At 37.8% G+C, this 18,421-nt stretch carries 12 protein-coding genes, 3 pseudogenes and 1 other annotated feature; of the genes and pseudogenes, 10 read left to right on the top strand and 5 right to left on the bottom strand.

Going from position 1 to position 18,421, the window contains the following annotated elements; translation table 11 throughout:
- Positions 1-243, top strand: a 243-nt coding sequence (locus tag ACIPKN_RS23305; protein ID WP_400940732.1) for a hypothetical protein, incomplete at its 5' end; no start/stop codon positions are given.
- 138 nt (positions 244-381) lie between these two features.
- On the opposite strand, the gene ACIPKN_RS23300 is transcribed toward ACIPKN_RS23305, so the two are convergent.
- Entirely contained in the window at positions 382-1,950 is a 1,569-nt protein-coding gene (locus ACIPKN_RS23300) for a PucR family transcriptional regulator (RefSeq protein WP_400940729.1), read from the bottom strand.
- Between the two features lie 411 nt (positions 1,951-2,361).
- On the opposite strand from ACIPKN_RS23300, the gene ACIPKN_RS23295 reads away from it, so the two are divergent.
- From ACIPKN_RS23295 to ACIPKN_RS23285, 3 genes are read left to right on the top strand one after another with little or no spacing between them, the layout of a single operon-like run.
- Positions 2,362-3,771 (top strand): amino acid permease, encoded by a 1,410-nt coding sequence (locus tag ACIPKN_RS23295; protein ID WP_400940727.1) that lies wholly within the window; start codon positions 2,362-2,364, stop codon positions 3,769-3,771.
- A gap of 24 nt (positions 3,772-3,795) precedes the next feature.
- Positions 3,796-5,325: a CoA-acylating methylmalonate-semialdehyde dehydrogenase gene (locus ACIPKN_RS23290; RefSeq protein WP_400940724.1), complete on the top strand. Its 1,530-nt coding sequence runs from the start codon at positions 3,796-3,798 to the stop codon at positions 5,323-5,325.
- Between the two features lie 24 nt (positions 5,326-5,349).
- Positions 5,350-6,702 (top strand): aspartate aminotransferase family protein, encoded by a 1,353-nt coding sequence (locus ACIPKN_RS23285; RefSeq protein ID WP_400940721.1) that lies wholly within the window; start codon positions 5,350-5,352, stop codon positions 6,700-6,702.
- Between the two features lie 167 nt (positions 6,703-6,869).
- Here ACIPKN_RS23285 and ACIPKN_RS23280 read toward each other — a convergent pair whose 3' ends face one another.
- Positions 6,870-8,039, bottom strand: coding sequence for an FtsW/RodA/SpoVE family cell cycle protein (locus ACIPKN_RS23280; protein WP_400940718.1), 1,170 nt, complete (start codon positions 8,037-8,039; stop codon positions 6,870-6,872).
- Positions 8,040-8,559: 520 nt separating this feature from the next.
- Here ACIPKN_RS23280 and ACIPKN_RS23275 point away from each other — a divergent pair.
- Complete coding sequence (locus ACIPKN_RS23275; RefSeq protein ID WP_400940715.1) at positions 8,560-10,233, top strand: methyl-accepting chemotaxis protein; 1,674 nt, start codon at positions 8,560-8,562, stop codon at positions 10,231-10,233.
- A gap of 320 nt (positions 10,234-10,553) precedes the next feature.
- Positions 10,554-11,507 (top strand): L-threonine 3-dehydrogenase, encoded by a 954-nt coding sequence (locus ACIPKN_RS23270; RefSeq protein ID WP_400940712.1) that lies wholly within the window; start codon positions 10,554-10,556, stop codon positions 11,505-11,507.
- A gap of 377 nt (positions 11,508-11,884) precedes the next feature.
- Here the strand turns inward: ACIPKN_RS23270 and ACIPKN_RS23265 are convergent.
- Positions 11,885-12,249, bottom strand: a pseudogene (locus ACIPKN_RS23265) (Tn3 family transposase); the annotation flags it as partial.
- Position 12,250: 1 nt separating this feature from the next.
- Positions 12,251-12,699 (bottom strand): annotated as a pseudogene (locus tag ACIPKN_RS23260) (DUF4158 domain-containing protein); the annotation flags it as partial.
- Here ACIPKN_RS23260 and ACIPKN_RS23255 point away from each other — a divergent pair.
- The 4 genes and pseudogenes from ACIPKN_RS23255 to ACIPKN_RS23240 all read left to right on the top strand — a co-directional run.
- Positions 12,677-13,225 (top strand): annotated as a pseudogene (locus ACIPKN_RS23255) (recombinase family protein); the annotation flags it as partial. The pseudogenes ACIPKN_RS23260 and ACIPKN_RS23255 overlap by 23 nt on opposite strands.
- A 135-nt stretch (positions 13,226-13,360) precedes the next feature.
- A complete protein-coding gene (locus ACIPKN_RS23250) occupies positions 13,361-14,251 on the top strand; it encodes a helix-turn-helix transcriptional regulator (RefSeq protein WP_400940849.1) in 891 nt (296 codons plus the stop codon).
- A gap of 75 nt (positions 14,252-14,326) precedes the next feature.
- Positions 14,327-14,959, top strand: a complete 633-nt coding sequence (locus tag ACIPKN_RS23245; RefSeq protein ID WP_400940709.1) for a type 1 glutamine amidotransferase family protein — start codon at positions 14,327-14,329, stop codon at positions 14,957-14,959.
- Between the two features lie 291 nt (positions 14,960-15,250).
- Complete coding sequence (locus ACIPKN_RS23240) at positions 15,251-16,804, top strand: long-chain fatty acid--CoA ligase (RefSeq protein WP_400940706.1); 1,554 nt, start codon at positions 15,251-15,253, stop codon at positions 16,802-16,804.
- A gap of 43 nt (positions 16,805-16,847) precedes the next feature.
- On the opposite strand, the gene trpB is transcribed toward ACIPKN_RS23240, so the two are convergent.
- On the bottom strand, positions 16,848-18,011 hold the full coding sequence (gene trpB, locus ACIPKN_RS23235; RefSeq protein ID WP_400940704.1) for a tryptophan synthase subunit beta: 1,164 nt from the start codon (positions 18,009-18,011) through the stop codon (positions 16,848-16,850).
- A gap of 60 nt (positions 18,012-18,071) precedes the next feature.
- Positions 18,072-18,272, bottom strand: a binding site (T-box leader).
- Between the last annotated feature and the right edge of the window lie 149 nt (positions 18,273-18,421).

The raw sequence follows: 18,421 nt of genomic DNA, 5'->3' as shown, positions 1-18,421 counted from the left end.
TATAAGGAGGAGAAAATCGCTGATAAGCGGATGAACATCGCTGATAAGGAGGAGAAACTCGCTGATAAGCGGATGAACATCGCTGATAAGGAGGAGAAACTCGCTGATAAGCAGATGAACATTGGTGATAAGTCTGCGAGCAATGCCGCTAACCCAATGAACAACGCCGCTAACCCGATGAACATCGGCACTAACCATGCGAATAACGCTGGTACCCCTGCGATTTCGCCGCTAACCATGTGAACAACGCCGCTAAACGGATGAATATCGCCGCTAACCATGTGAACAACGCCGCTAAACGGATGAATATCGCCGCTACCCATGCGAACAACGCCGCTAAGCTGATGAATATCGCCGCTAACCCAATCAACAACTAAGAAATTAACTTTTCTCCTCAATTAAAGAATTGGCAAGCAACATAAATTCAAGTGTAATTCGATTATGGCTCTTCATGAAATTTTCCCCTAAGAGACTTTCAAGCTTTTTTAAACGATGGTAGAGTGTTTGGCGTACGATGAACAGTTGGTTGGCTGTTTGTTGTTTGGAGCCATTTGTTTGTAAGTATACTTGTAGAGTTTCTAGCAGCTTACTGTTATATTTTTTGTCGTATTCAATAACAGGCTGTAAATAATCTTGAATCACTTCCTGTAAATTGACTTGCATCTGTAATTTATAGATGAGGTGATACAGATGTAAATCATCGTAAAAATAAGAAGTTGTTTGTACTTTACTGCAAATATACAATGTTTCGAGTGCCGTTTGATAGCTCTTTGGTATCTCGTCTACGTCTGCAACGACCTTGCCAATGGCGATTTGATAATCTTGGGCCATTTGTTTTTTATAAAAATCGGTTTTCTGAACGGAAGAAACTAACTTATTTAATACTTCGCGACTCGATTTGCTATCCTTCTTATGGAGTAAAATAAAAATGACATAGCTTTTTCTTTCAAATAAAAATGGTATAAATCCATTTTGCTCAAAAAGGTTTCGATAGTAGAGCTTACTATAGACAATATCCTCCTGCACCTTAGAGACTGCATTAGGAGTCGCTAAAATAAAAACGGCTCCGCTAGTAAGTTTATAGTTAGAATGATGGGTTACGATAAATTTATAAATTTCCTCTTTCGATAGTTTTTGGTCGATCCAATCCGCTAAAATAGAGGCATCCTCAATGTCCCTTTTCTCTTCAATATAAAATTCTCTCATTAACAGCTGCGCTAACGCAGTAGCTGTACGATCTAAAATAAGTAATTCGAACTCCGAGAATAGACCATCCTCTCTATAGAGTGTTAACTCTGCATAATGCTGATCAAAAATAAAGATGGGTTCATTTTTAAATATTGCTGCTGATTTTTTTTTCGTTAAAAGTTGTTGGCGCTTATGATGCGGGGTGTTTGGAAAAAAGATAGGTTCTCGACCTTTAATAGAAAAGATAATTTGTGTCTTCAATTTATTATACATATTTTGTAAGACTTCTTCTGCGGTCTGCCCTAATAGAGCATTTTTATTTAATGTTTGAGAGTAGGATTCTAAAGTAGAGATCATTAAATACTGTTGATTCATAATTTGACTATGTAAATCCTGTGTAATACGGACAAAAGGAACAGTATCATGAAAAACGATAATAGGGAAGCTGTGACGGTTAGCAAGAGCTACAATCATTTCTGGAATGGTTTGTATGTAACGCCCATATTCAATGCACAATGCAGCGCAATTTTTTTGGATTAAGGACTCAACAAAAAAGATAAAATCCTCTATGCTATGCTGAAGGCTTATCCCAGTTGTTAAAATCAATTCATCACCAGCTAGAAAATTATCTACTTGTATAATTTCAATGACATGAGCCCACTTTACAATGCGTAATAATCCATCCTCTCCAGCTACGACCTCCGCACTTTGGAAGTGTGTATTTTCTAACACATCCTTCACTTGAAGCTTAAATTGACTCATTTTTATCCTCCTTCCTTTTAACTTATTTCAACTGATGTACAAATATCTGTACCTGTCGCTACGCTTTCGGTACAAAAAACTTCTCATCCTGTGAAAACGCCTGAGTGACCAACCTCGTGTTGGCCCAAAGCCTCCGGCGGATGTCACAGAATCGGAAAGGAGTTCTCAAGCACAAAGCCGGTTCCGGGCGCAATTATGTCGAGGTATAATTGATCATTTCCTTGTTTTCTTACTGATGTATTGTTTTCTCTAAAAAAGACTAAAATATCTTATTTTAAGAATGTTTAGTCTATTTTACATTATGTTTAAAACAATTGCATAGAATTTTACAGTTTGTCTATTACTTCGTTTCTATGTAACATGTAAAATTTTTGTAAGCGGTAATCCAAACTATAAAAGAGGTGAACAGATATGGAGCAACAGACGCATTTACAGAGAGGGTTAAAGAAAAGGCATATGACGATGATCGCTATTGCGGGGGTTATCGGAGCCGGCCTATTTATGGGAAGCGGCTCAGTGATCAACTTAGCCGGCCCTGGCGCAATTTTATCTTATATCTTTGCGGGTATTATCGTTATTCTTGTCATGCGAATGCTTGGGGAAATGGCAGCTGTCAATCCAACAAGTGGATCATTTGCGCATTATGCACATGAAGCAATTGGTCCTTGGGCTGGTTTTATGATTGGTTGGTTATATTGGTTTTTCTGGGTTGTTGCAATTGCTTTAGAGGCAACGGCAGCAGCTGCGATTATTCAATATTGGTATGATGGCATTCCTTTATGGCTACTAAGTCTTATATTAACTGTAGCACTTACTTTAACAAATGCCCTTTCCGTAAAGGCTTTTGGTGAATTTGAATATTGGTTCTCTCTTATTAAGGTTGTAAGTATAATAGCTTTCCTAGCACTTGGTGCATTTATTATCTTTGGGATCGCACCTAATTTTGATGCGGTAGGTACTGCTAATTTAATCGGTGAGGGTGGCTTTTTACCGAATGGTTTTGGTGCTGTCCTGATGGGTGTAGTCATTGTTATTTTCTCCTTTATGGGCACAGAGATTGTTGCGATTGCAGCAGGGGAATCTGACGAACCGTTAGCAGCGGTGACAAAAGCTACAAATTCAATTACTTGGCGTATTTTGATTTTCTACGTTGGGTCGATAACGGTAGTTGTCACATTATTACCTTGGCATTCCTCAAGTATTTTAACGAGTCCCTATGTAGCAGTATTGGATTACATCGGCATTCCCGCAGCTGCGCAAATCATGAATTTTGTTGTCTTAACAGCAGTTTTATCGTGCTTAAACTCCGCGCTTTATGCGACATCTCGAATGGTATTTTCTTTAGCGGAGAAGGGGGAAGCCCCGAAAGCATTTTTGAAATTAAATAAAAAGGGAGCACCTGTTAATGCCATATTAGCAGCGACATTCTTCTCTTATATTGCCGTTATTATGAATTATGTCTCACCAGATAAAGTATTTATGTTTTTACTTAGTTCATGTAGTGCAATTACGTTGATTCTTTACTTAATCATTGCTTTTTCACAATTAAAAATGCGACGGAAAATTGAGAAAGAAAATCCCGAACTATTAAAAGTGAAAATGTGGTTATTCCCCTATTTAACGTATTTCACTATATTAGCTACAACAGCATTACTGATCGCTATGTTCTTTATTGAATCGATGCGTTCGCAAATTTTATTTACATGTATTGTAGTAGTGGTCGTGATGGTTTTCTATTTAGTTACACAAAGGAAAAAATTGTTAAACCCAGTAAAGGAAGCAAGTTCTATTTTCCAAAAGGAAGAATTGGATCTTGAATAATGATAAATAAGGAGTGGGGAAATTATGACAGTTCAGCAAAAAGCGAAAACGCTTACGCATTTTATCAATGGTGTTGAAACAGCAGGTACTAGTGGTCGTTACTCGGAAGTTTATAATCCAACAACAGGAGAGGTCATTGCGCAAGTTCCGTTAGCGACTAGAGGTGAGGTAAAGCAAGCTATCCAGCTAGCGAAAGTAGCTTTCCCTGCATGGAAAAAGACATCGATTGGTAAACGGGTGGAGGTTTTGCATCGTTTCCGTCAGTTATTAGTTGAAAGACAAGATGAGCTCATCAAAATAATTTGTGAGGAAAGTGGGAAAACGAAGGAAGATGCTAAGGGTGAAATTGTTCGTGGCATTGAATCTGTAGATATGGCAATAAGTGCCCCGCAAATGCTGAAGGGGGAATACTCGGTTAATGTAGGCGGCGATATTAATGCCTTTTCTGCAAAGGCTCCACTTGGAGTTGTTGCAACAATTGCTCCATTTAATTTCCCTGTTATGGTCCCGCTGGCGATTACAAGTATGGCAGTTGCGGTAGGAAATGCAGTTATTTTAAAACCGTCTGAGCGTGTGCCAATCTCAGCCTTATATTTAAGTAACTTATGGAAAGAGGCAGGACTGCCAGATGGAATCTGGACAGTCGTGAATGGTGATAAAGAGGCGGTTAATGAACTGCTAGAAAATAAAGAGATACAAGCAATTTCATTTGTTGGATCAACACCTGTTGCGGAGTATATTTACCAAACAGGAACGAAGCACAATAAACGAGTTGCTGCATTTGGTGGCGGAAAGAACTTTATGATTGTCATGCCAGATGCAAACCTAGAGCAAACAGCTAATGCCTTTTTAGGTGCAGCATATGGAGCGGCGTCTCAACGTTGTATGGCTATTTCAGGAGCAATCGTCGTCGGGAAAGATACTGAACAACGCTTTACAGAGATAGTAAAAGAGAAAATCTTAAAATTAAAGGTTGGCCCATATACAGATGACGAGGTAGACTTTGGCCCAGTTATTACGCAGCAATCAAAAGATACCATTCTTCGATATATCAACGGTGCTATTACAGAAGGGGCTAATCTTGTAACGGATGGTCGAAATCCGAAAATATGTGAAACATCTAAAGGCTTTTATCTTGGTCCGACATTGATAAATGATGTAACGCCAGAAATGCCTATTTTTAAAGAGGAGGTTTTTGGCCCTGCACGTATTATTGTAGGCGTTGAAACCTTACAAGAAGCTATTGATTTGATTAATGATCACGAACTTGGGAATGGTGTCACGATGTTTACGGGTAGCGGTTCGGCAGCGCGCAAATTCCAAGAAGAAATTGAAGTAGGTATGGTAGGCGTTAATGTTCCGATTCCGATTCCAGTTGGCTATCACAACTTTGGAGGATGGAAGCGCTCTAAGTTCGGTGAAGGGCATATGTTTGGGCCAGACCAAGCACGATTCTTTACGAAAGCGAAAACAATTTCTGAACGCTGGCCAGATGCAACAGAGGATACAATAAGTTCATTTGCGTTCCCAAGCAATAACGATGTGAATAAGTGAAAAAACATGAAGGGGTGTATAGATATGGTTCAAGTAAATCTTAAAAGTGATATTTTAAAGAAAGATGAACAATATGTATGGCATTCAATGAAACCCTATAATCCACAAGCAACATATGTAGTAGAAAAATCAAATGGTGCAAGGATTGTTGATACAGATGGCGTTGAATACATCGATGCAATGGCAGGATTGTGGTGTGTAAATGTAGGTTACGGTCGCAAAGAATTAGCAGATGTAGCACATGAGCAAATGATGAAAAATGCATATGCTCCTTTATCGCAGGGGCATTTACCAGCAGTTGAACTGGCTGAAAAGATTAATGAAATGCTTGGTGGAGATTATGTTATATTCTTCTCTAATAGTGGGTCAGAGGCTAACGAAACTTCGTTTAAAATTGCGCGTCAGTATCATCAACAAAAAGGGGAAAGCTCTCGCTATAAAATAGTTTCTCGCTACCGTGCATATCACGGAAGTTCTTTTGGAGCATTGGCTGCGACAGGGCAAGCGGAACGAAAATATAAATATGAACCATTATCTCCAGGCTTTATCCATGTAGCCCCACCTGATCAATATCGGGAACATGAAAATGATACACTTGCCCCAACAGAATTAGCAAGCGTCAAGGCTGTAGATAAGACGATGACGTGGGAGCTAAGTGAAACAGTAGCCGCGATGATTTTAGAGCCAATTATTACAGGTGGGGGAGTCATCATGCCTCCAGAGAACTATTTAAAGGGCATTGAAGAAGTGTGTAAAAAACATGGAGCTTTAATGATTGTAGACGAAGTAATTTGTGGCTTTGGTCGAACAGGTAAGCCATTTGGATTTATGAACTACGGTGTTAAACCTGATATTATTACGATGGCAAAAGGAATTACAAGTGCCTATTTACCATTATCAGCTACAGCAGTAAAACGGGAAATTTATGAAGCATTTACCGAGTCAGATGCATACGGTTATTTCCGCCATGTCAATACATTTGGCGGATCACCAGTCGCATGTGCGGTCGCATTGAAAAATATTGAGATTCTTCAGCAAGAAGCATTATTTGAAAGATCTAGTGAGGTTGGAGCTGCTACTCTGCAAGCACTTCAGCAAGCATTGAGTAATCATCCGAATGTTGGGAATGTTCGCGGCAAAGGTTTATTAATTGGCATTGAGTTAGTTTCAGATAAAACGTCGAAGGAGCCTTTATCAATAGATAAAGTAAATGCTGTTATTGCTACCTGTAAGGCGCAGGGTGTTATTATCGGTAAAAATGGTGCCACTGTTGCAGGCTTTAATAACGTTTTAACATTATCTCCACCACTTAATATTGTACAAGAGGATCTTGATACAATTATAAAAGTTGTCATTGATAGCATTCATAAAATTTAAATGCAAAGCTGTCTCAAAAGTCGTAGTAAAACTTTTGAGACAGCTTTTTGATTAACTTACAGCATAAGAAAGGCAAGGCGCACTATGAGTATGAATAAAATAACTCCTGCCAGAAATAGTAATAATAAAATTCTCCTTTTTAAAGTATCATTCATACGAGCCTTCACCTACTCTTTTGTTGTTTTAAATATGTAGCCACTATAAGAATTATAGATAATCAGCACAATGCCCATTAACATGAAATTTGATATGAGGGAACTACCGCCATAACTTAAAAATGGCAAAGTCATACCTGTTACAGGTAAAAGTCCAATTGTCATACCGATATTTTGTGTAATTTGGAAGGCTAATAAACTAGCAATGCCTGCTCCCATTAGTGTCATAAATGGGTCCTTTGCTTCTACTGTAATGAGAACAATACGGTAAATAACAAAAAACAGAAGAGTAATGACAAATGCCCCTCCAATGAACCCGAACTCTTCAGCGATGTTGGCAAAAATGAAATCGGTATGCTTTTCCACGACATAGACATTATTTTTCATGTAACCTTTTCCAGTAAACTGCCCTGTACCAATTGCCGAAAATCCCTGCCTTGTTTGAAAAGATGAGTCCGGATATTCATTTGGTTGCAACCAGCCATAAATTCGAGAAATTTGATGCCCTGATAATTTATTTAAAATTTCATCTGTAAAAAAATCATTAAACTTTACATAAAGAATAACCACAACGCTGAGAATTGAAACCGGAATGGCTGTAAAGATTATAAGTAATTTTTTTTGTATACCTGAAAAGAAAATCATCGGTACAATCATCGACATATAGAGCATTACCATGCCCGTATCTGGTTGCTTGTAAACAGCAAGCATAGGTGGAAGAGTGATAACAGCAATGATTAAGAGTAGTCGCATATCCGTTAAAAAGGTTGGGCGCTCATATTTCTCACGATGTGCAACAATGACCTTACTGACCACGATTAAAAACGCGAACTTTAAAAACTCTGACGGCTGAATAGAACCTAAAACTGGGATTTGGTACCAGCGTTTTGCCTCATTTATAGTCCGAGCTATACTTTCTGGTGCAATAAATAAGCCAAATGTTAATAAGACCATCGCCCAATAAAATGGCCAGCCAATCTTTTTTAGTTGCTCAATATCAAGCATTGCTACTCCATACATAATTAAAAATCCGATTAGGTAATAAAAAAACTGCTTTGTAATAAACGAGCTTGTATACTGCTCAAACACCGTACTACTGGAATGAACAAAGAGACAACTAATGATACCGAGTAATGCCAAGCTAATAACCAAACTTTTATCTAATTTATTGAACTGTAACATTCATACACCTCCCTTTTGAGTAATTTTGCCTTGTCGTAATTGTCGCTGCCGCTTTGCTTTCGCGCAGAAAACAATTGCCGCTGCCGCTTCGCTATCGTATTAAAAACACTGAGCAGAAGAAGATAAACCATACTATTAATAGACAACGCTAGGGAATTCAGAAGGTTGCAAGTTAAATGATTATTATGATTATTAGAAGTTATAAACCAATTTTGCTACTTTGTTAATTTTACATTTGACGTTACCAAGATGTTTGATTGATTTATATTCGGAAGTAAAGCAGTGGGAAGTTACGGGGAAAGCGAGCTCTTCATCAGGTAATTTCCGTATCAAACTGGTATGTCCCTGAAGGCATTTAATGAGGACTAATATCATGTTAGCTCGAGGGGGATATGCGCCGATTATATTAGGAGTAATGGGATTATTTTCATAACTCTTCGTGCAATCTTTACAAAAACATAACACTGGCTTTAAATCTTCATACTATCATTATTGGTAAGAGTTGGAGAAGGAGCCGAAGATGATGCATTTTTTTCGATACATAATGGTGAAGGACAAGTTACTTATACTGATGATTGTTTGTGTACTATCAAATGTATTGCTAGGTATTTTTAGTGTTGATTATTTACGGAAAATGTCATGGCATGCAAGTGAAAGTTATACTGAAGGACTTGTACCGATCGGATGGTTAAATGAACTAGAGGAATCACAACGACAATTAGATTATTTAGTAGATTCAGTCGGAGCTTATCAAGAAATGACTGTCATTTTAAAAAACGCTGAGCAGTCTTTAAATCATTTAGAAAGTCTAGAAATCGATAAAAAGACGAACCATCAGATGAAGAAATTTAAAACTCTACTAGCACAGCAGGTAGAAATGATCAATAACTATAAACAATTGGGCCAAAAAGAACAGAAACAATTTTATGGTCAGTCTTATTTACCTGTAAGCCAGCAAAGTCATTCATTATTAGAAGAAACTCAAAGCTATTTGGTTCAGCGGGCTAAGGAACAGCAACAGGCATACCAGAACGATGTGCAATTTGGTTATTGGCTATTAGGGGGAGTATGTTTATTTGTTGTTTTGTTAGTAATCTGTATAGGATTTGTAGCAACAAAAGCTGTGAATATACCAACGCGTCAATTGAAGTCATTATTAAAGCGTGCAGAGCAGGGGGATTTCACAGCGAATGCCAGTTATGTGGCGCAGGATGAGCTTGGCGAGGTAGTATTGTCTTATAATCAGATGACAACAGAGGTGAAAAGACTACTTCATACAGTATCAAATAGTGCACATGAGGTTGAAGAAATGACTGGGAAACTTCAGGAATCCTCCGAAAAATCGTCTAACACGACGCACAAAATTGCAAAGGATGTACAGTCTATTTCAGATTCAACTGCTGCTTCTACTAAAAAATTAGCTTCGAATACTGCATCTCTAGAGGAAGTGTTAAATGGTGTGCAAGTAATTTTGGAAAAAGTGCAGGTTGTTGAAAATTTTGCTCATAAAACTGCGAGTGATGCAGAAAGTGGTACGGAAATTGTACAGGCGAATTTAACTCAAATACAGGCTATTAAACTTGCAGTTGAAAAATCGAATACAGCCATTTTTAATCTTGTAGAGAGAGCAGCTACAATCGATCAAATGGTTGAAGTAATTGAAAAAATTACCGCGCAAACAAACCTCCTAGCCTTAAATGCATCTATTGAGGCTGCTAGAGCAGGGGAGCATGGTAAAGGATTTGCGGTGGTGGCCAATGAAGTTCGCAAGCTTGCAGAGCAAACAGTTCATTCAACCCAAACGATTACGTCCATTGTACAAAATATTCATTTAGATTCCAGCTATGCTGTGCAAATGATGGAGGGTGTGTTAGTCGCAACTGAAAAGGGGGTGCAGGTTACAGGAGATACGGCAACAAGCTTCGATCATATTTTAGAAAAAGTACATACAATGAAGCCATATATAACGGAAGTATCTGCAACTATTCAAGAAATTGCCAACCATACGAAAAAGGTTAGTGAAGATGCGGTAGTGTTAACATCATTTTCTGATACGAATGCAGCATCCACTAAACATGTAGCTATATTAACAGCCGATCAATTAACCGCACAGCAGCAATTCCATGATTATATTAAAGAGCTACATAAGGTATCAAAAGTTTTACAAATAGCCGTAAAGCGTTTCCGTATTTAATAAGAACAAAAGGATCTTCTTTGTCAACAAAGAAGGTTCTTTTGTTGAGTAGTATTAAACAAAATTAAAACTGTTTGAACGTCCGTTTGAGACGCACATATGTATTTTATATGTTTTTCTAGCACAATATTTTATAGGTCTCATATACTGATGGTAAAGGATTTTTTGCTCTGTTTTTAAAAATTGAAAATATTATAGTTGTATTTTTAATATGAACACTTTATAATGAAATTCATCAGAAGTGTTATTAAATCAATGGTTAGTTATGTATTATTGTACTTTCTGAAAGTACAATTGTTCACAGGTGGAGGTTTGGAGAAATGGAAAAGATAATGGTTACAGGAGCACTAGGTCAAATAGGTTCTGAGCTTGTAGAAAAACTTCGTGGTATTTATGGAGAGGACAATGTGTTAGCGACAGATATCCGGAAGCTTGAGCATTCTAAAGGTCCATTTGAAGTGTTGGACGTGACGGATGGACAAAGAATGCATGATTTAGCGAAGGATTTTGGTGCAGATACAATGATGCATTTAGCGGCGTTATTATCGGCAACAGCAGAAAAAAATCCTTTGCTAGCGTGGAATTTAAATATGGGCGGTTTAATGAATGCGTTGGAGGTTTCGCGTGAGTTAAGCTTGCAATTTTTTACGCCGAGCTCAATAGGCGCATTTGGTCCATCGACACCAAAGGATAATACGCCACAGGACACATTACAGCGTCCAACAACAATGTATGGGGTAAATAAAGTTGCTGGTGAGCTGTTATGTGATTATTATTTCAATCGTTTTGGTGTAGATACCCGCGGTGTACGCTTCCCTGGGTTAATTTCATACGTAACTCCTCCTGGAGGCGGTACAACAGACTATGCGGTAGAGATCTTCTATGAGGCGATCGAGCAAGGGAAGTATACATCTTATATTCAAGAAGGTACGTACATGGACATGATGTACATGCCAGATGCATTGCAAGCTATTGTAGATTTAATGGAAGCTGATAGTAGCAAACTAATACATCGCAATGCCTTTAATATTACTGCAATGAGCTTCGAGCCATCTGAAATTGCGGCGGAAATTAAAAAGCACTTGCCACATTTTCGTATGAATTATAATGTAGATCCGGTTCGTCAAGCGATAGCAGATAGCTGGCCAAATTCTTTAAATATAGAAGCCGCACAAAATGAATGGGGCTTTAAAGCACAGTATGATCTAGCAAGAATGACAGTTGATATGCTAGATAAATTAAAAATTAAACTACAGACAAAAGCCTGTTCATAAATAAAAATTCCTAAAAGTGGGGCGAAGAATTTAGTTTTCTTCGTCCTTTAGTGTGAATGCTGGCCGATTCCGGATGCAATTATGCAGAGGCATAATTGATATGGAATAATTTCTGTTTCAAGTGAACACTGTGCGAAAGCGCAGCAACAGCAACAACAAAGCGCACAGCAGGAACGGAAATCACCCCCTCGTTTTGCGTAGTTTTTCAACAACATGGGATGAAGAAAACGATTTAGTTTTCTTCATCTCTTTTTAATTATTATTATTTTAGAAAAAGTTAACAACAAAAAGAAAATTATTGGAGGGGTACCGTCAGGAAAATGCGGAGTTACAACGCTAAGCCCATTTTCAAGACAATTCCCCCATTTTTAACAACGTTAAGAAAGTTTTAGTGGTCTTAAAGAATCTAATGAGATCACTTTCTCCGATTTAAAATGGTATTCTCCTAGTAAATTAATATGTTCCCAGCCTAAAGGTGTACCTGTCTGTTTTTGATATTCAACTGCTTTTGTTAGATGTAGAGTATTCCAGATACTAATGGCAATGGCATTGATAATTATGTTTAAAGCACTGGCCCTTTGAAGCTGATGTTGCATGGTTCGTTCCCTAAGCTCTCCTTGTTTTCCGAAGAAAATAGCTCTTGCCGCCCATTCATGATAAAGATTGTTCTATTCGTCCCATTTCGCGTAAGGCTGTAGCTAAGCTGTTTTGTCTTGAATAGACCTAATTTCCCCATAATAAGCAGCCATTGCCCTTGCCTCCCACACCATTCTTTCAAGCGTAGTGAAAGCAGGTAATATGATTTTGTTTTTCTTAGAAAATCTATGCATTCATGTAGTAGATGAATAGCATCACCATTTTCCAAAGCCAATTGATGAAGGTGCTTAAATGTCATTCGATATTCTTTTAGAGTAAAAGTTAAAAAGTCGTATTCACTACGAATTTCTTTCAAATGATCCCAAAGTGTATTTTCTCTTTGAGGATAAAGACTAAGCGAAGATGGAGTGGCGCCGATTTGTTTCGATATATAATGTATGACTGAATCCGGGATGTTTTTGATATGAGTGTATGGCCAACCGGGATACCGAAGAACGGCTAATTGAACAGCGAACCCTAAACGGTTTTCTTCTCTCCCAATAGAGTGTACTCTATTGATACAAGTGTAGGAGACTGATAATAGCCAGAATCCTTCAAGGCAATTTCAGCAACTGAACGAAATCGGAATGGATATTATTTTTGAAGAAAAAGTTTCTGGAGCAACAAAAGATCGTGAGCAACTTCAAAAAATGTTAGAGGATATACAAGAAGGTGACATCATTTATGTTACGGACTTAACTCGGATTACTCGTAGTACACAAGATTTATTTGAATTAATCGATAACATACGGAGTAAAAAGGCAAATTTAAAATCCTTAAAAGATACATGGCTAGATTTATCAGAAGCTAATCCCTACAGCCAATTCTTAATTACGGTTATGGCGGGTGTAAACCAATTAGAACGAGATCTTATCCGTATGCGGCAGCGTGAAGGGATAGAACTGGCTAAGAAAGAAGGAAAGTTTAAAGGTCGGTTAAAGAAGTACCATAAAAATCATGCAGGAATGAATTATGCAGTAAAGCTTTATAAAGAGGGAGATATGACTGTAAATCAAATTTGTGAAATTACAAATGTGTCTAGGGCCTCATTATATAGAAAGCTATCGGAAAGGAACAGTTGATGAGTTATACCAAAAATCGGAAATATATAATAGAAAATAAATTCCTTATAGAGGTGGAATTATATGCCTAAAATTGACAATATGTTAGCAATTCTATGGATGCTTCGTTCAGGTGAAAAAATTACTGCAAAATAAATTTCAGAAAAGTTAGAGATGAATATAAGGACTGTGTATCGTTATATTGATACAATTTCAACAAGTGGCGTACCTATAATTTCAGAACCAGGACATAACGGTGGATACACTTTATTGAACAATTTTATTGAGGCTCCTCTTTTTTTTGATTTTGAGGAGCAAACTTCACTATTTCACGCTGCTGTTTTTGCAGAAGAAGCCGGATATTATGGGGGTGAAGCACTGAATAGGGCCATTTCAAAACTAAGTAAATACTCAAATCAAGAGCAGGAGACAAAGATAAACCAACATTTAACTAGTCTTGAAGTAATAAGTCGATTAAGCTCACTCTCTATGGAACCTTTTTTGAAGGAGTTGGAGCAGGCCGTAGCTGACGGGTACTCAGTAAAAATTCTTTACCATAAAAGTGGCGAAACGCAATTAAATTATAGATTGGTCGATCCGTACAGAATTATCTATTGGAATAATAAGTGGTATGTGATTGGATTTTGTCATCTTAGGAATGATATCCGTAGTTTTAGAGTAGATCGAATTGAAAGTCTAATGCTAACTGAAAATAAGTTTAACCGGCTAGAAAATTTTTCAGCACGTGACTTTTTTATGAAAAACCTCCTTCCAACTATAGAAGATATGGAAGGGATTACCTCTTTAGTTATTAATGGAAATGAAAGTACGCTGAATGATGTTTGCCAACATTGGTTTTTAGGACATTATTTACATGAACGAAATTCAAATCAAGCAGTTTTCCTTCTTGAAAAAGATATAGTACATACATATATACCTTATTTACTTTTACCGTACGGTAAATCTATTCAAATTATCGAGCCAATGAGTCTTAAGAAAAGACTTGTTGAAGTTCTGTCGGAATTAATACAATTTCATCAAGTATGATAACTTCCCTGACGTTAGCTGTCAGGGAAGTTATATTATAATTGCTATATAAATTGTGATTGGGAGTGTTATTGGATGCAAACAAAAAAAGTTTATCTATATGTATTTAACACAATGTCAGACTGGGAATATGGATATTTAATTGCCGAACTAAACACAGGAAGATTTTTTAAAAAAGATATAGCACCTTTAAAAGTAGTTACAGTAGGAGCTAATAAAGAAATTATTACTACGATGGGGGGACTGAGCATAAAACCAGATATTCCCTTTGATGAGTGTACTCTTGAGAGTAAAGATCTTTTAGTTTTGCCTGGAGGGAATACTTGGGGAGAAGTTATTCATCAACCAATCATGAAAAAAATTGGCGAAGCTTTAAAGCTTGGCACTATTGTTGCTGCAATTTGTGGTGCAACTGAGGCCCTTGCGAATATGGGATACCTAGATTCTAGAAAGCATACAAGCAATAACTTAGAGTATATTAAAATGGTTTGTCCTAATTATAAAGGAGAAAAATTTTATGAGATGGGACCTGCGGTATCTGGTGAGAATTTGGTTACTGCATCAGGAGTAGCTCCTCTGGAATTTGCGATGGAAGTACTGAAAAAATTAGATGTATTTGCACCAGATACATTACATTCATGGTATAACCTAAATAAGACTCACAAACCTGAATACTTCTTCCAGTTAATGAATTCAATAAATAGATGAGCTGAAAAAATCAACTTAGCAGATTTATATTATTTAAATTACCATGTTCTAGCCAATGTCAAAGCATGGTTTTTGAATATAACTTAAAAATGCTTATGGAGTAATGAAAATTCCTTAACGTTGTAAATCCGCATTTTCCTGACGATACCCCTTGGAATACATAGCGTATTTTGTGATTTTACAATATAATAATATTCAGAATATTAATAGTATTCAATCAAAATATCTCTATTAATATTTCACAAAGGTAATGTAAAGGGAGTTCACAAGACGAAGGGATGGATGGTTTATATGATGCAGACGCCGTTAGTATTAACAAATTTTTTAAAACGAGCAGAAAGCTATTTTGCTAGAAAGACTATTATTTCACGGACGAGCCCACAGAAGATTCACCGTCTAACATATGGACAATGGGCGAAGAGGACACGTCGTTTAGCGGATGCGCTTTCAAAGCTAGGGATGACAAGAGGAAAGAAAATTGGCTCCTTTGCCTGGAATCAGCATCGCCACTTAGAGGCTTATTTTGCGGTACCGTGTTCTGGCGCTATTTTGCACATGGTGAATATTCGTTTATCAGAAGAACATTTAATTTATATTATTAATCATGCAGAAGATGAAATTTTAATGATTGATGTGGATTTGCTACCAATTATTGAAAACATTGCACCCGAGCTCAAGACAGTGAAACATTATATTATTATGACGGATGAGGATACTTTGCCAGAAACGACATTACCGAATGCATTATCATATGAGGATTTATTAGCAGCAGCAGATGAAAACTATGAGTTCCCAGAGGATATAGAAGAAGATGAGCCTGCTGGTATGTGCTATACAAGTGCTACAACAGGAAATCCAAAAGGGGTTGTGTATTCACATCGGGGTATAGTGCTACATAGTATGATGCTAAGTATGTCTGATTCAATGGGCATTTCTGAACGTGATGTCGTGATGCCGATTGTACCAATGTTTCATGCAAATGCATGGGGTTTACCGTTTGCAAGTGTCAATGTGGGTGCTACACAGGTATTGCCTGGCCCACAATTCACATCGGCAATGCAGGAACAGGAGAAACGTGAGCGAGATATTAGTTCGCTACGAGCTATTTGTTGTGGTGGCTCTGCTTCACCTACTCGACTTATTCGTACATTTGAAGAGCAGTATGGCATTCCATATATCGTCGTGTATGGAATGACTGAAACAACACCGATTGTTGCGTTATCAAATTATATGTCTTGGATGGATGAATGGCCAATTGAAAAGCGTATTGAATCGCGGGCAATGCAAGGAATGACAATGGCCGGTATTGAATCGAGCATTATTAATGACAGTGGCGAAGTGCCATGGGATGGAGAAACAATGGGTGAGTTACGCTTGCGAGGTCCATGGATTTCACACGAGTATTATCGTGATGAACGTACAAATGATGCTTATCGTGACGGCTGGTTATATACAGGGGACATTGCGGTACGAACAGAGGATGGCTTTATCAAAATAACAGATCGTACAAAGGATTTAATTAAATCGGGTGGGGAGTGGATATCCTCAGTTGATTTAGAAAATGCGTTAATGACCCATGATGCTGTTTTGGAAGCGGCAGTTATTGCAATTCCGCATATCAAATGGCAAGAACGCCCGCTAGCTTGTGTAGTATTGAAGGAAGGAATGGCGGCAAGTGAAGAGGAGCTTTTGGCATTTTTAGAAAGTCAATTTGCAAAATGGTGGGTACCGGATGATGTAGTATTTTTAGATGAAATTCCAAAAACATCAGTTGGAAAGTTTCTGAAAGCAAAGCTTCGAGATAATGTGACAGAAATTTATCCGAAATTAGCTTCATTCGTATAGTTAAAAGAGCGATTTCCACAAAGGGAAGTCGCTCTTTCATTTTTTATCTACTTAACATTTGAAATACTTGTTCTACGTCTTTGTCTCCACGGCCAGAGATATTGATAATAATGCTCTCTTCCGGTGATAATGTTGGCGCAAGTTTTAGTGCATGAGCAACTGCGTGGGAGCTTTCAAGTGCCGGAATAATTCCTTCAACCTTTGACAGCACTTGGAATGCTTCAAGCACTTCCTCATTCGTCACCGTTACATATTCTCCACGACCAATTGTTTTTAAATAGCTATGCTCTGGACCAGCACCAGGATAATCTAGTCCAGCGGCAATCGAATACGTTGGTAGTGGATTGCCTTCTGTATCTTGCAGTACTAAACATTTGAAGCCGTGTAATTCACCGGGTGTTCCTTTATTTAATGTAGCTGCCTTATCGGGTTCAATGCCGATGAGGCGAACATTTTCATCTGCAATATATTCCGCAAACGCACCGATCGCATTACTGCCGCCACCGACACAAGCAAGTACTGCTGCTGGTAGCTTGCCTTCTTTTTCTATAATTTGTTCACGACTTTCACGGCTAATGACGGATTGGAAATGCTTGACCATTGAAGGGAATGGGTGAGGTCCTACAGCAGAACCTAGTAAATAAAAAGTCGTCTCATAGTTTTCCACTAAGTCAGCAAATGCTTCATCCACAGCATCCTTTAGTCGCCCTTGACCTTTATCAACAGCTACTACCTTTGCACCAAGAAGCTCCATTCGGAAGACGTTTAATGCTTGACGCTTTGTATCCTCTAAACCCATATAAATTGTGCAATCCATTCCGAACATTGCACAAGCCGTTGCTGTTGCCACACCATGCTGACCCGCACCTGTTTCGGCGATCACACGATTAGCACCCATGCGCTTTGCTAATAAAATCTGTCCAAGGACGTTATTAATTTTATGTGAACCTGTATGGTTAAGATCTTCACGCTTTAAATAAATTTTTGCGCCGCCTAATTGTTTTGTTAAATTTTCACCAAAATAAAGTGGAGATTTGCGCCCAATATATTCATGGAAATAATAATCTAGCTCTTTATTAAAGTCTTCATCGTCTTTATATTTTTGGAAGTTTTCATCTAAAATATTTAATACATTTTGAAGTTCATCAGGAACAAAGCTACCACCAAATTCACCGAAATATCCTTTTTTCTCTACTACTATACTCATCTTCTCTCGACTCCTCTTTTCTAATTTTTCCATAAAAAAAAGTCACTACAATCCTTCTGTAAAAAGGACGAGTAACCGTGGTGCCACCTTCATTCGCATAAATTGCGCGCTTTGAGTACTCCGGTAACGGGGAGTAAATTCGTCCTCACATTTGATGAGGCTGCTCCAAAGCCCATTCGCAAGTATGTACTACTGATTTGCACCACCATCAGCTCTCTTTAAGTACGCCCGCTTGTTACTATTCTTTTTCTTAGCATTTATTGAAAAGAATTGTAAATTATTTTCAGAATATTGTCAAGAATAGCAAGGAAATAAAAAAGAGGCTGGGACATAACTAGCTTCAATTCATGAGAAATCCGACTTTGAATTCATTCAAAGTCGGATTTCTCTATCTTTTATGTTGTCTCCAG

Origin of the sequence: Lysinibacillus sp. NPDC086135, assembly GCF_044746345.1 — a bacterium.
In the GTDB taxonomy this organism is placed as follows: domain Bacteria; phylum Bacillota; class Bacilli; order Bacillales_A; family Planococcaceae; genus Lysinibacillus.
The sequence above is the reverse complement of the archived record's forward strand: the minus strand, read 5'-3'. Positions and strand labels throughout refer to the sequence as shown.

What these genes read in the sequence shown, in the direction of transcription:
- ACIPKN_RS23300 (WP_400940729.1), bottom strand. Translation starts at nt 1,950, where the DNA reads ATGAGTCAATTTAAGCTTCAAGTGAAGGATGTGTTAGAAAATACACAC.
- ACIPKN_RS23295 (WP_400940727.1), top strand. Translation starts at nt 2,362, where the DNA reads ATGGAGCAACAGACGCATTTACAGAGAGGGTTAAAGAAAAGGCATATG.
- ACIPKN_RS23290 (WP_400940724.1), top strand. Translation starts at nt 3,796, where the DNA reads ATGACAGTTCAGCAAAAAGCGAAAACGCTTACGCATTTTATCAATGGT.
- ACIPKN_RS23285 (WP_400940721.1), top strand. Translation starts at nt 5,350, where the DNA reads ATGGTTCAAGTAAATCTTAAAAGTGATATTTTAAAGAAAGATGAACAA.
- ACIPKN_RS23280 (WP_400940718.1), bottom strand. Translation starts at nt 8,039, where the DNA reads ATGTTACAGTTCAATAAATTAGATAAAAGTTTGGTTATTAGCTTGGCA.
- ACIPKN_RS23275 (WP_400940715.1), top strand. Translation starts at nt 8,560, where the DNA reads ATGATGCATTTTTTTCGATACATAATGGTGAAGGACAAGTTACTTATA.
- ACIPKN_RS23270 (WP_400940712.1), top strand. Translation starts at nt 10,554, where the DNA reads ATGGAAAAGATAATGGTTACAGGAGCACTAGGTCAAATAGGTTCTGAG.
- ACIPKN_RS23245 (WP_400940709.1), top strand. Translation starts at nt 14,327, where the DNA reads ATGCAAACAAAAAAAGTTTATCTATATGTATTTAACACAATGTCAGAC.
- ACIPKN_RS23240 (WP_400940706.1), top strand. Translation starts at nt 15,251, where the DNA reads ATGATGCAGACGCCGTTAGTATTAACAAATTTTTTAAAACGAGCAGAA.
- trpB (WP_400940704.1), bottom strand. Translation starts at nt 18,011, where the DNA reads ATGAGTATAGTAGTAGAGAAAAAAGGATATTTCGGTGAATTTGGTGGT.